Origin of the sequence: Priestia sp. RMT2NF4, from assembly GCF_047872835.1 — a bacterium.
Lineage (GTDB): Bacteria > Bacillota > Bacilli > Bacillales > Bacillaceae_H > Priestia > Priestia zanthoxyli.
In genome coordinates this window covers 416,534-429,250 of record NZ_JBLQZO010000002.1, presented here as the reverse complement: position 1 = coordinate 429,250, position 12,717 = coordinate 416,534, and the positions used below count along the sequence as shown (strand labels likewise).

Below are 12,717 nucleotides of genomic sequence, written 5' to 3'. Positions count from 1 at the left end.
AAGGTTCAGTGGAGTAGGCAGTGATTTAGTAATAGATAAAAGAGGTTGGGAAAAAAGGATTTTAGTCGAAGCGAAAAACGAACCATTAATCATCATGTTTGATTAGGGGTTCGTTTTTTATGGTGCACGTAGGTTTCATTTGTTTAGTTCTTTCCAGCAGTTGATTGGAGGGCAAGACGAAGACTCCTGCGGGAAAAGCGGAAGGGGTGAGACCCTGCAGGAGCGCAAGCGACGAGGAGGCTCACCGGTCGCCCGCGGAAAGCGAAGTCTTGCACGGAAATCAACAGAGGTGTCACAAGCAATCCCTGCTAGCTTATTTATTTCATTTGTTTCCCTTTAGACTTGCTTAATTTAGTTATGTCTCAATCTCTTCTTTTTTATAATGTATTTTCTGATGCGAACAGCTTTTATGTTTTAAATCGATCTTTTAATAAATTCCATAGGGAACTCACTCCGAGACTAATGCTGATCAGAATTCCTGATAAAGCTACTATTAAAGCGATATATTCAAAGATAGAAAACTGCTTCATACTATCCCAATTGATGTTTCCCTTTAGCTTGCTAATAACTAAATTCATTCCGTAAATACCGGAAAGAACGGTATAAATCGTTAAAATTAATAATAAGTAATTGTGACGCTTGGCCGCGATTTTCTCTTGATTTTGATACAAAGTACCAAGGGTTTCTTTGACTTCTTGATAAAGAGAATTGATGTGGAAGATTTTTTTAAAGAGCTCAGAAAACTCTTGACCTTCCGTGCGAGAGCTAATTTCTAAAAATAAATATTTACCTGAAAATACAGTAATAGAGCGAATTAGTCGCTCGATGCCCTCTGAATTTTTATGAAACGTGAGCTGAGAATACTCATAGGATAGTTTTAGCAACACGATTTTATAGAAAAAATGCAAAAATAAATTATAGTAATGCTGGCCAAATAGATGATTCATCAAAAGCTGATCCGTTTTAGAGTCTGTCGATTTAGAAATACACGAAAACACATGGTCTGTTATAACGTAATAGGTTTCAGGAGCCCATCTGGAATACACGTGTTTGGTATTATACGTTTTAATATACTCATGGTTGTGTGCAGAGATAAACGGTTTCCCGTCAGGCGTATAGCTATTTAGCTGCCCAGTACGAAATAAAGTTGTGGAGTTAATCTCTTGCTCTTGATTTACCGTTACATAACTTAATACAAACATCCGTTCATCGATAAAATAAGGAAGACTCCCGACGTGCTGTTCACGCGTCGCTTCTTTTTTGATGTGTTCGTTCAAAAATGGCGCGAGCTGTGAAAAAATATAATCCTGTACTTTGCTATAGCGATGATGTTCATAGGTAATGGTGGATCCATGCTCTTCAGCAAGCTTCGGTTCTAATACACGAAAATGATTCATGAATTCTAAAATGTCATCATAGGTGTAATGATTATGACTCATCTCAGTGCGAATGGTCATGACGCCAATTTCAAAAGGACATAAAAAAACATCCACAGACAGCACGTTGCTAGACACGGTGGTGGAGGAAGTTTGTAGCGTAACGGTATGGTCTATTTTTTTTGAAAATCGAAGCAAGCCTTCTTTTTCGCACGAATCAGGAAATAGAATACATTCAATGTAAGGAAGAAAATATTGATCCAAGCTATCATGAGATACGTAATACTGTTCTCCGTAGTATTCTTTTTCTACATGTTTGTTTTGAATGGAAAAAAACTCAAACATATTTGCTTCTAGTGCATGAACAAGCTGCTCTTTATTTTTTCGATCAAAGGAAAAAGGAAAAAGAAACATGTTCATTGCTTTGGTAGGCATAATAGTTTGAAATGCTTCTGTTTTCCTTGGTGTATTGGTCATAAACTACATCCTTCTTATAGTCGGTTGTATTTTTTTTGAGAGTCGAAAAAATGCAGACAGAAAGTAAAAGGTAAAACAGGCTTTATAAAAACCGCTCTACCTGCCTGTAATGATTCGACGTATCATTTATAATATGCCAATTTTTTTAGAAAACAAACGTAAAAAACCAACTAACATCATGATTAGTTGGTTTTACATACAGTGTGTGATTAGTGAATCGTGCGATATACACCAGTGACTTTTCCTAAAATCGTTACGTGGCGAAGAATAATAGGCGCCATCGTTGAATTTTCAGGCTGTAAACGAACGAAATTTTCTTCTTTAAAGAAACGTTTTACCGTTGCTTCGTTGTCTTCGGTCATAGCGACCACAATATCTCCGTTATTAGCAGTTTGCTGCTGACGTACGATTACCATATCGCCATCTAGAATACCTGCTTCAATCATACTTTCTCCCATAATTTCAAGCATAAATACATGATCATCTGGAGAAACGAATTTATCTGGAAGAGGGAAATATTCTTCCACATTTTCAACGGCTGTTATAGGAAGACCCGCTGTTACTTTACCGATAACAGGAACATTAATGACATTGCTTTTAGGGATGTTTACTTCGTCTAGTTGAAGAACTTCGATTGCTCTTGGTTTTGTTGGATCTCTGCGAATTAACCCTTTACTTTCTAAACGAGCTAAATGCCCGTGTACAGTGGAGCTAGAGGCTAATCCCACCGCTTCCCCAATCTCACGAACAGAAGGCGGATAACCTTTTAATTTTACTTCGTGCTTAATAAAATCTAGTATGTCTTGTTGACGTTTTGATAGCTTCATATTTTTCACCTCGATTTTAGCTATTCTTTAGGTGAATTATACCACGTGATGTGTCAATATACAAACATAAGTTCGAAGAATTCCATTGACAGAAACAAATGTTCTCAATAAAATAAGAACATATATTCTGATAGGGGGATCATAATATGCACCAATTCTTACATTCTATGAAACATTACGCTATTTTTTTTGCAGTTATCGCTGCACTTACATATGTATTGACGCTGGTTTTAGGAGCGGATAAAGTAGATTTAGACAAATATTCAACGGTTACTATTACAAAAGGAGATACGCTTTGGGACTTGTCCAACAAGTATCATAATCACCATCATTTGACCACCAATGAATTTGTCAAATGGGTTGAAGACGTCAATGATCTAAACTCAGACACTGCCCAGTCTTTATCTCCTGGAGATAAATTATATATTCCTGTTTTAAAAAAAGAGTTACATAATCAAGTGGCAATTGAACAGTAGTGTGTAACGGCCGTTCCTGAATATTGTTAGAAGCCGAAAAGGTCGTGATAAAAGTGGACGCCATTATTTATTGCCGTGTAAGTACGGATAAAAAAACCCAAGAAACATCTTTACAGCGCCAGCAAGAAGAATTAAAAAAGCTTGCTGATCTTCACCATCTAAACGTAAAAAAAGTCGTAATGGAAAAAGCAAGCGGATATGACGTAGACAGAGAGGGTATATTGGATGTTCTTCATACAATGAAAGAAGAAAAAATATCTGTGCTGCTCATTCAAGACGAAACGCGATTAGGCAGAGGAAATGCCCGAATCGCGCTTCTTCATGCTTTTCATAAAGAAAATGCTACGATCTATACGATTAGTCATCAAGGTCAGCTTCAGCTTTCAGAATCTGATTCGATGGTGTTAGATATTATTAGCTTAGTGGAAGAGCATCAGCGGAAATTACATAACGCTAAAATTAAAAGAGGAATGAAAAGAGCCGTAGAAAACGGTTATCGTCCGCAGCAAAATTTAAAAAATCAAGGAGTTAACTCAGGAAGAGAAAAAAAAGAAGCGCCGATTGAAGAAATTGTCCGCCTTCGTCATAACGGCTTAACCTTTGCTGAAATTTCAGTTACGCTAAAAGGTTTTGGTTATAATATTTCAAAAGCAACGGTACATCGTCGCTATCAAGAGTATCAAGAAAGTGCTCAATCTCTTGATAAAACGAAAGAGATTTAGTAAGATGACTACATGTTGCCGGAACGGTTCGGTAATTTTAATTATTGATTATAAGGAGATAGGTTTTATATGCTATCAAAAGATAAACTTGCTCGTATTAATGCTCTTTCAAAAAAGGCAAAGGCTGAAGGTCTGACAGAATCTGAAGCGAAAGAACAGCAAGAGCTACGTCAGGAATATTTAAAAGTTTTCCGACAATCTATGACAAACCACCTTCATACGATTAAAGTTGTGGACGAGGAAGGTAAAGATGTTACGCCTAAGAAGTTAAAAGAGAGCAAAAAGAAGCGTCTTCACTAAGACGTTCTAGTAAAACTAGAGGGAGAGTTCCCTCTAGTTTTTTGTATATTTTTAATAAGGCACACAAAAACTGTAAAAGTGGAAATTTTTTTGGTTCAAGTATTGTACAAATAAGCAAATCATTAGTATGATAACATATGTACATAGTTTTGAAAGGAATGAAGAGTATGACACAACGTATTGAAGATCTTTCGATTGCAACAATTCGTACTTTATCAATCGATGCGATTGAGAAAGCAAATTCAGGTCACCCAGGTATGCCAATGGGAGCTGCTCCAATGGCATATACATTGTGGACAAAATTTATGAACATCAATCCAAAGAATCCAAACTGGTTCAACCGTGACCGCTTTGTATTATCAGCAGGACACGGATCAGCACTATTATACAGCTTGCTTCATTTAGCTGGATATGACTTATCAATTGAAGACCTTAAAAACTTCCGTCAATGGGGAAGCAAAACACCAGGTCATCCAGAGTTCGGTCATACAGCAGGTGTTGATGCAACAACTGGTCCACTAGGACAAGGTATTGCAATGGCTGTTGGTAAAGCAATGGCAGAACGTCATTTAGCTGAAACATACAACAAAGAAGGTTTAGAAATTGTAGACCACTTTACGTATGGTATTTGTGGTGACGGAGACTTAATGGAAGGTGTATCTGCTGAAGCAGCTTCATTAGCGGCACACTTAAAATTAGGACGCTTAGTTGTTTTATACGATTCAAATGATATTTCTTTAGACGGAGATTTAGATCGCTCGTTCTCTGAGAACGTAGAAGATCGTTTCAAGGCTTACGGATGGCAAGTAATTCGCGTTGAAGACGGCAATGACTTGACAGCGATTGCAAACGCAATTGAAGAAGCAAAAGGCGATTTAACACGCCCAACGCTAATTGAAGTAAAAACAACAATCGGATTTGGTTCTCCAAACCACGCGGGTACTTCTGGCGTGCACGGTTCTCCATTAGGTTCCGATGAAACAAAATTAACAAAAGAAGCTTATGCATGGACATTTGAAGAAGATTTCTATGTGCCAGAAGAAGTGTATGCTCACTTCAAAGCTACAATTGCTGAAGATGGCCAAAAGAAAGAAAACGAATGGAACGATGTATTTGCACAGTATAAAGAAAAATATCCTGAACTAGGTCGTCAATTTGAACTAGCAGTAGAAGGAAAGTTACCGGAAGGCTGGGAAGAAACGCTTCCAGCATACGAAACGGGTTCAAGCTTAGCTAGCCGTGCTTCTTCTGGAGAAGTATTAAACGCAGTAGCACAAGCTGTACCTCAATTCTTCGGCGGTTCAGCTGACTTAGCTGGGTCAAATAAAACAATGATTAAAGGTTCAGAAGACTTCACTGCAGCTGATTACAGCGGACGTAATATTTGGTTCGGTGTACGTGAATTTGCAATGGGAGCTGCATTAAACGGTATGGCTCTACACGGCGGTGTAAAAGTATTCGGAGGAACATTCTTTGTATTCTCTGATTATCTTCGCCCAGCAATTCGCTTAGCAGCTTTAATGAAGCTTCCTGTAACATATGTATTCACACATGACAGTATCGCAGTTGGAGAAGACGGCCCAACACATGAGCCAATTGAACAATTGCCATCACTTCGTGCAATGCCAGGTCTTTCAGTGGTTCGTCCTGCAGATGCAAATGAAACAGCTGCTGCATGGCGCTTAGCATTAGAATCAACTGACCGCCCAACGGCGCTTGTATTGACTCGTCAAAACTTGCCAACGCTTGAAGGTACAAAAGAAAATGCATACGAAGGCGTGTCTAAAGGCGCGTACGTTGTATCTAAAGCTGGTAAAGACCAAGCGGATGCATTAATACTTGCAACAGGCTCTGAAGTAAGCCTAGCAGTAGAAGCACAAAAAGCATTAGCTGCAGAAGGCATTGATGTATCTGTAGTAAGTATGCCTGCATGGGATCGTTTCGAAGAGCAATCTGCTGAGTACAAAGAAAGTGTTATCCCTAAATCAGTGAAAAAACGTTTAGGTATTGAAATGGCTTCTACACTTGGCTGGGAACGCTATGTTGGAGACGAGGGACAAGTTCTTGGTATTAATCACTTCGGTGCATCTGCTCCTGGTGAAACAATCATGAAAGAATTTGGTTTTACAGTTGAAAATGTAGTAGCAAAAGTGAAAAGCTTGCTTAATGCATAATTCTTTTTCACAAGAAAGAGCAGACTCCTATGGTCTGCTCTTTTTTTTCGACAAAAAAACAAAGAAATTTTTTCATCGATAGACAAGCATTGCGTACACCATTCGGTATAATGGTACAAAAAAGAACGAGCCGAAAGGGAGGATGAATCGTGAGAACGTATGAAGTATATTTAATGGAGGAAGAAGTTGCATCATCCTATTTTCGAAGAGAAAAGCTCATTTATCAGCTGCTGATTGAATATAAAATGAAACGTCACTTGCAGGAAACGCATTTACAAAAACAAGTTCATTACATTACTCGCCAACTGCCCAATTCATTTATTCAACGAGAATTACTTCAGGCGTTTTCTCATTATCCTCATTTTTTTACTCATCAAGAGACGTTTGTGCTAGAATATCCTCATAAAAAAAGTCGAGCATCTATAAAATTAACGAATCGCTGTATAACAATTGAAGGAGATGGCAATGTTGATGCTGAGACAGCTTTTTTTGAAGTATTACGCAAGCTAGATCCTTGTTTTTTAGCAGTGAATTATGGAACGGATGAATACGGCTGGCTGAGGCCTGTGAAAACAAGAAAATTTGTGTAATTATTTAAGGAAATTGGAACGGAAATATTGTATAATAGCGTATGGTCTAGTACACTGTAAGTTAGACAACACGAAGGAGGAAGTAATACCATGGGAATGTATATTCTAGTTGGTGTTCTAGCATTAATTGTTGGGATAGCGCTAGGATTTTTCATTGCTCGTAAGTATATGATGAGCTATCTGAAGAAAAATCCACCAATTAATGAACAAATGTTAAAAATGATGATGATGCAAATGGGCATGAAACCATCGCAGAAAAAAATTAACCAAATGATGAAAGCAATGAACGGCCAAATTAAATAATGGTTAATTGGACAGACACTCTCTATTCAGAAGGGTGTCTTTTGTTTTATGATAGAGATAAGAAAATGGTTGTGGGGCTAGGGGGATACGATGAAAATTTTTCGAGAGTTATGGTGGTTTTTCAAACAGGAAAAAAAGTCTTACATAACGGGGATAGCGCTGCTCATTATTGTGGCAGCATTAGAACTTCTCCCGCCTAAAATTATTGGTTTAACGGTAGATGGCATTAAAGAAGGGACGCTGAATGGAAAGCGCTTAATGCAGATGGTTGGCATTTTGCTAGGAGCTGCTGTTGTGGCCTATTTCACAAGATACATATGGCGTATTATGATATTTGGTTCATCTGTTAAACTAGCCAAGCAGCTGAGAAATACTCTCTACACTCATTTTACCAGGATGAATCAGGCCTTTTATCAGCGGCGGCGAATTGGGGATTTGATGGCCCATGCAACGAATGATATTCAAGCTATTCAACAAACTGCAGGTTCGGGCGTTTTGACGCTCGTGGATTCCATTGTCACAGGAGGGCTTGTTCTATGCACAATGGCCCTAACAATCAGCTGGAAATTAACGCTTATTTGCCTTATTCCTATGCCGCTTATGGCCGTTTTAACAAGTTACTATGGTACATTGCTTCATGCGCGGTTTCATCACGCACAAGCAGCATTTTCTACTTTAAATGATAAGGTTCAAGAAAGCATTAGCGGAATTAAAGTCATTAAGACGTTTGGGGAAGAAGCAGCTGATGTCGAAGAATTTCGTATGAAGTCTGCAGATGTTGTTCAAAAGAACATGAAAGTAGCACGAGTAGATGCATTGTTTGATCCGACCATTTCGATTATTGTAGCACTTTCTTTTTTACTTGCTCTTATTTTTGGCAGCAAGATGGTGATTAGTGAAGAGTTAACACTGGGACAGCTTGTTACCTTTACAACTTATTTGGGCCTTCTTATTTGGCCGATGCTCGCGTTTGGCTGGCTATTTAACATTGTGGAACGAGGAAGAGCATCATATGACAGGGTATTTTCTTTATTAAAAGAAGAAAATTCGATTGAAGAAGCAGCGCATCCTAGTGTTGAACTGCCAACAGGAAATATTGAAGCTGTTATTCATAGGTTTTCGTATGGTAAAGAAGACGAATACACGTTAAACGAAATTTACTTTACACTTTCTCGCGGTCAAACGTTAGGGATTGTCGGAAAGACGGGTGCTGGGAAAACCACGCTTTTAAAGCTGTTGCTTCGTGAATTTGATGTAAGCGACGGAGCTGTTTTATGGGGAGGAAAAGACATTAAAGATTATGCTTTTGATTCACTGTACAAAAGCATTGGATATGTTCCTCAAGATCACTTTTTGTTTTCAACAACAGTCGCTGCTAATATCGCGTTCGGAAAAGAAGACGCAAGCAATCAAGAAATCCAAGAAGCGGCTAAAGTTGCAAATGTACATAAAGACATCCTCGATTTTACAGATGGCTATCAAACAATAGTAGGTGAAAAAGGCGTTTCGTTATCTGGTGGACAAAAACAGCGTATCTCGATTGCAAGAGCTCTTCTATTAGATCCTGAGCTTTTAATTTTAGATGACTCGCTATCAGCGGTAGATGGAAAAACGGAAGCGGGTATTTTACAAGCGTTGAGGCAAAAACGTCAAAATCGAACAACGATTATTACAGCGCATCGGCTGAGCTCGGTTACTCATGCAGACCTGATTCTTGTCCTTGATAAAGGGAAAATTATTCAGCGAGGAAATCATGAGGAACTGCTTAGCGTGAGCGGCTGGTATCAGGATATGTACGATAGACAGCAGCTTGAACGTGCGGTAGAAGAAGGAGAGACGAAAAATGAAAATTGAGCATTCTTCGGTACATAAACGTCTGTTTCACTATACAATTCCGCATAAAAAATCATTTTTTTTAGCGTTCACTCTATTATTAATTGCTACGGCTGCTGATTTATTAGGGCCCATTTTGATTAAAATTTTCATTGACGATTATTTAACTCCTAAGTATTTGCCTCTTCAGCCTCTGGTGTGGCTTGCAAGCAGTTATTTGCTTTTACAGCTTTTAAAAATTGTCGTTCAATACTTTCAGCTTCTGCAGTTTCAGAAAATTGCGCTTCAAATTATTCAGCAGATTCGAATTGACGTTTTTTCTCATGTTCATCGTCTGGCGCTTCGCTTTTTTGACAACACGCCAACGGGAAGCCTTGTTTCTCGAATTACAAATGACACGGAAGCTATGAAAGAAATGTTTGTAGAAGTCATCGCGGTTTTTATTCAAAATGGGGTATTTTTGATTGGTATTTTTATAGCGATGTTTATGCTAGATGTGAAGCTGGCTTTTTACTGTTTAGTTCTTCTCCCGTTTATTTGGGGACTTATGAAGCTTTATCAGCATTACAGCGCTATTTACTACGGACAGCTCCGAGAAAAGCTAAGTCAGTTAAATGCCAAGCTTCATGAGTCTTTGCAAGGCATGTCCATTATTCAATTATTTCGTCAAGAAAAGCGGCTTCGCTCGGAATTTGAAGAAATTAATGATGAGCACTACAAAGCGGGCATGCGCAATATTAAGTTAGATGGTTTGCTATTGAGGCCTGCTGTCGAAATTCTTTATATTTTAGCCGTTATTCTTGTGCTCAGTTATTTTGGCATTTCCGTAGCTGACAGTCCTGTTAAAATTGGTGTTCTTTACGCGTTTATCAACTATTTGGATCGTTTTTTTGAGCCCGTTAATGAAATGATGCAGCGTCTTTCTATGTATCAGCAAGCGATGGTATCAGCCTCCCGGGTATTTGATTTGATGGATGAGGAAGAAAAAAATCCAGTGATGACAGGAGAACAAAAGCAGGGGGTACAAAAAGGAACGGTAGAATTCAAAAACGTCACGTTTTCCTATGACGGTGTTCGAGATGTGCTTTCTGATATATCATTTACGGTAAACGAAGGAGAAACAGTGGCTTTAGTAGGCCATACTGGAAGCGGGAAAAGCTCCATCATTAATTTATTAATGCGTTTTTATGAGCAGCAAAAAGGAGACATTTTGATCGATAATAAACCACTGTCGTCCTTTTCAAATAAACAGCTTCGAGATCAGGTAGGGCTGGTGCTGCAAGATGCCTTTTTATTTGCCGATACCGTAAAGCGAAATATTACGCTGCATGAAGACCATTTTTCTGATGAGCAAGTAAAAGCAGCGGCGAAATTTGTGCAAGCTCACGCATTTATCGAAGCTCTTCCTAATAAGTATAATGAAGTGCTAGTGGAAAGAGGTTCAACTTTATCAAGCGGTCAGCGTCAGCTCTTAGCATTTGCAAGAACGGTGATTCGAAACCCTAAAATCCTTATTCTTGATGAAGCAACAGCCCATATCGATACAGAAACGGAAGAAGCGATTCAAGAAGTGTTAAGAGATATGGGAAAAGGCCGCACAACGATTGCGATTGCACATCGTTTATCAACTATTCAACACGCCGATTGTATTTTAGTATTGCATAAAGGGAAAATAGTCGAAAAAGGAACGCATGCTGAACTGCTAGATAAAGGCGGTTTGTACTATAATATGTATCAGCTTCAGCACAGTGAAAAAGAGGAAAATTTCAATAAAGAAACAGGAGTAAAAGAGATTTATAAAGAATTGATAGAGTGAAGGTGAAAAAAAGAAACAACCTTCATGAAGAGGTTGTTTCTGTTGTTTGAGCAGGGAATTCATTGTAAACGTTTAATAAATGATCTAATTCTTGACTATGTTTAATAGCAGGTGGAGAGTTTAATCCACTTACTCGGACTATGCGGATGAGTTCTTCTCGTTTCTTTTCAATCGCTAATAGAATATCTTTTTTGGCCAATGCTATGTATCCCTTCTAACAAGTCGTTTACCTAATTATACAAGATAATGGTACTATTTGAAAGAAGTGAGATAAGACAATTTGGTTACAAAATGGTAACGAAAAAGAACAAAAAGAACAAAAAAGGGAAGTGGGAAATGTGGGAGATTTAAATTTATTTTTGGCATTTGGCGCAGGCTTTTTATCGTTTATTTCACCCTGCTGTTTGCCTTTGTATCCAGCTTTTTTATCGTACATAACGGGAGTATCAGTCAGCGAGCTAAAGGAAGGCGCTAAGTCACATCAGCGCAAAGCTTTTATTCACACAGCTTTTTTCCTGCTGGGATTTTCTGTTATCTTTATTATGATTGGTTTTGCGACATCCTTTATTGGTCAGTGGTTTTTTAACTATAAGGATTTAATTCGGCAGATTGGCGCTATTCTTATTATTTTCTTTGGTCTAGTTGTACTAGGGATTTTTAAGCCTCGAATTCTTATGCAGGAACATAAAGTTCAATTCGCCAATAAGCCGGCTGGACTCTTAGGTTCTTCTTTTATTGGTATGGCTTTTGCTGCCGGCTGGACTCCTTGCACGGGACCTATTTTAGTATCGGTTATGGCGCTTGCAGCGACAAACCCAGGCTCCGGTCTTTTGTACATGATAACGTATTCACTTGGGTTTTCTATTCCGTTCTTTATCATGACATTCTTTATTGGAAAAATGAACTGGTTAAAAAAACATATGAATTCCATGATGAAAGTTGGCGGATACGCAATGATTGGCATGGGGTTTATTTTATATTTTGACTGGATGACAAAAATTATTATTTATACAACGAGCGTATTTGGAGGGTTTACGGGCTTTTAAAAAGGGAAAATGATACAAAAAAGAATCTGGAAGTTGGCAGGTTCTTTTTTGTTTTTTAAAGACCAAACGTTCATTTTAGCTCTTAGGAAAGAAGCAAGAATATGACTCGAAAAAATATATAGAAAAAATTTATTTTTACTATATCTTCTATAAATACGGAGTGATACAATGAAATCGTCATATTTTTAATTGTTAAAAAGAGGTGTATAAATTGAAAGATATTTTGTTAATCTTGCTTTTGCAACTGATCTATGTACCGATCTTGACGCTGCGCACAATTTTTTTAGTCAAAGGTATGAGTATGTATGCCTCGGTTTTTGGATTTGTTGAAGCGTTAATTTATGTATTTGGCTTATCCCTAGTATTTTCAGGAGATCAAAGCACGCTTGCTATGGTTGTATACGCAGTTGGATTTGGAGTGGGAATTATACTTGGAAGTTATATCGAATCTAGGCTTGCTATCGGATATACAACATTCTTAGTTAACCTTATGACCAAAAATGAAGAGTTAATTAACCGCCTTCGACAGGAAGGTTTTGGTGTTACTGTGTACCAAGGTGAAGGAAGAGACAGTGCACGCTATAGATTAGACATTTTAACAAAAAGAAGTAGAGAAGAAGAGCTATTAGCATTCATTGAAGAATATGAGCCTCGTGCTTTCATTATTTCATACGAGCCGCGTAAATTTAAAGGCGGGTTCTTACTAAAAGCAATGAAAAAGCAAAAACAAAAGCAAAAAGCAAAAGCAGATATTACCTCTACTAAATAAAAACAGAA

14 protein-coding genes are annotated in these 12,717 nt (G+C 38.1%); 11 read left to right on the top strand and 3 right to left on the bottom strand.

Annotation, left to right across the window (positions count from 1 at the left end):
• Positions 1-139 precede the first annotated feature (139 nt).
• Positions 140-340, top strand: coding sequence for a hypothetical protein (locus ACMX9J_RS11410; protein WP_230624665.1), 201 nt, complete (start codon positions 140-142; stop codon positions 338-340).
• A gap of 67 nt (positions 341-407) precedes the next feature.
• Here the strand turns inward: ACMX9J_RS11410 and ACMX9J_RS11405 are convergent, their stop codons facing one another.
• On the bottom strand, positions 408-1,853 hold the full coding sequence (locus tag ACMX9J_RS11405; protein WP_033579812.1) for a hypothetical protein: 1,446 nt from the start codon (positions 1,851-1,853) through the stop codon (positions 408-410).
• A gap of 209 nt (positions 1,854-2,062) precedes the next feature.
• Positions 2,063-2,680, bottom strand: coding sequence for a transcriptional repressor LexA (gene lexA, locus ACMX9J_RS11400; protein ID WP_013058778.1), 618 nt, complete (start codon positions 2,678-2,680; stop codon positions 2,063-2,065).
• Between the two features lie 146 nt (positions 2,681-2,826).
• On the opposite strand from lexA, the gene yneA reads away from it, so the two are divergent.
• The 8 genes from yneA to ACMX9J_RS11360 all read left to right on the top strand — a co-directional run bounded on the left by yneA (position 2,827) and on the right by ACMX9J_RS11360 (position 10,894).
• On the top strand, positions 2,827-3,156 hold the full coding sequence (yneA, locus tag ACMX9J_RS11395) for a cell division suppressor protein YneA (protein ID WP_028411366.1): 330 nt from the start codon (positions 2,827-2,829) through the stop codon (positions 3,154-3,156).
• Between the two features lie 53 nt (positions 3,157-3,209).
• Positions 3,210-3,878, top strand: a complete 669-nt coding sequence (locus tag ACMX9J_RS11390; RefSeq protein WP_028411365.1) for a recombinase family protein — start codon at positions 3,210-3,212, stop codon at positions 3,876-3,878.
• Between the two features lie 69 nt (positions 3,879-3,947).
• Positions 3,948-4,178, top strand: coding sequence for a DUF896 domain-containing protein (locus tag ACMX9J_RS11385; protein WP_013058775.1), 231 nt, complete (start codon positions 3,948-3,950; stop codon positions 4,176-4,178).
• Positions 4,179-4,345: 167 nt separating this feature from the next.
• The gene (tkt, locus tag ACMX9J_RS11380; protein WP_013058774.1) at positions 4,346-6,352 is read left to right on the top strand and encodes a transketolase; all 2,007 of its coding nucleotides are present in this window, start codon (positions 4,346-4,348) and stop codon (positions 6,350-6,352) included.
• Positions 6,353-6,501: 149 nt separating this feature from the next.
• Entirely contained in the window at positions 6,502-6,942 is a 441-nt protein-coding gene (sirA, locus tag ACMX9J_RS11375; protein ID WP_028411364.1) for a sporulation inhibitor of replication protein SirA, read from the top strand.
• Between the two features lie 90 nt (positions 6,943-7,032).
• Positions 7,033-7,245: a YneF family protein gene (locus ACMX9J_RS11370; RefSeq protein ID WP_013058772.1), complete on the top strand. Its 213-nt coding sequence runs from the start codon at positions 7,033-7,035 to the stop codon at positions 7,243-7,245.
• 90 nt (positions 7,246-7,335) lie between these two features.
• Positions 7,336-9,099, top strand: a complete 1,764-nt coding sequence (locus ACMX9J_RS11365; RefSeq protein ID WP_033579813.1) for an ABC transporter transmembrane domain-containing protein — start codon at positions 7,336-7,338, stop codon at positions 9,097-9,099.
• Positions 9,089-10,894 (top strand): ABC transporter ATP-binding protein, encoded by a 1,806-nt coding sequence (locus tag ACMX9J_RS11360; RefSeq protein WP_165635201.1) that lies wholly within the window; start codon positions 9,089-9,091, stop codon positions 10,892-10,894. Before ACMX9J_RS11365 ends, ACMX9J_RS11360 begins: the two co-directional genes overlap by 11 nt.
• Positions 10,895-10,916: 22 nt before the next feature.
• Here ACMX9J_RS11360 and ACMX9J_RS11355 read toward each other — a convergent pair whose 3' ends face one another.
• Positions 10,917-11,093: an aspartyl-phosphate phosphatase Spo0E family protein gene (locus tag ACMX9J_RS11355; protein WP_013084718.1), complete on the bottom strand. Its 177-nt coding sequence runs from the start codon at positions 11,091-11,093 to the stop codon at positions 10,917-10,919.
• A 139-nt stretch (positions 11,094-11,232) separates the two neighbouring features.
• On the opposite strand from ACMX9J_RS11355, the gene ACMX9J_RS11350 reads away from it, so the two are divergent.
• Together ACMX9J_RS11350 and ACMX9J_RS11345 are read left to right on the top strand one after the other, a co-directional pair.
• Positions 11,233-11,940: a cytochrome c biogenesis CcdA family protein gene (locus ACMX9J_RS11350; RefSeq protein ID WP_033579815.1), complete on the top strand. Its 708-nt coding sequence runs from the start codon at positions 11,233-11,235 to the stop codon at positions 11,938-11,940.
• A 211-nt stretch (positions 11,941-12,151) separates the two neighbouring features.
• The gene (locus tag ACMX9J_RS11345) at positions 12,152-12,709 is read left to right on the top strand and encodes a DUF2179 domain-containing protein (RefSeq protein WP_013058767.1); all 558 of its coding nucleotides are present in this window, start codon (positions 12,152-12,154) and stop codon (positions 12,707-12,709) included.
• The last annotated feature ends 8 nt before the right edge of the window (positions 12,710-12,717 follow it).

What these genes read in the sequence shown, in the direction of transcription:
- ACMX9J_RS11405 (WP_033579812.1), bottom strand. Translation starts at nt 1,853, where the DNA reads ATGACCAATACACCAAGGAAAACAGAAGCATTTCAAACTATTATGCCT.
- ACMX9J_RS11365 (WP_033579813.1), top strand. Translation starts at nt 7,336, where the DNA reads ATGAAAATTTTTCGAGAGTTATGGTGGTTTTTCAAACAGGAAAAAAAG.
- yneA (WP_028411366.1), top strand. Translation starts at nt 2,827, where the DNA reads ATGCACCAATTCTTACATTCTATGAAACATTACGCTATTTTTTTTGCA.
- ACMX9J_RS11385 (WP_013058775.1), top strand. Translation starts at nt 3,948, where the DNA reads ATGCTATCAAAAGATAAACTTGCTCGTATTAATGCTCTTTCAAAAAAG.
- lexA (WP_013058778.1), bottom strand. Translation starts at nt 2,680, where the DNA reads ATGAAGCTATCAAAACGTCAACAAGACATACTAGATTTTATTAAGCAC.
- ACMX9J_RS11360 (WP_165635201.1), top strand. Translation starts at nt 9,089, where the DNA reads ATGAAAATTGAGCATTCTTCGGTACATAAACGTCTGTTTCACTATACA.
- tkt (WP_013058774.1), top strand. Translation starts at nt 4,346, where the DNA reads ATGACACAACGTATTGAAGATCTTTCGATTGCAACAATTCGTACTTTA.
- ACMX9J_RS11370 (WP_013058772.1), top strand. Translation starts at nt 7,033, where the DNA reads ATGGGAATGTATATTCTAGTTGGTGTTCTAGCATTAATTGTTGGGATA.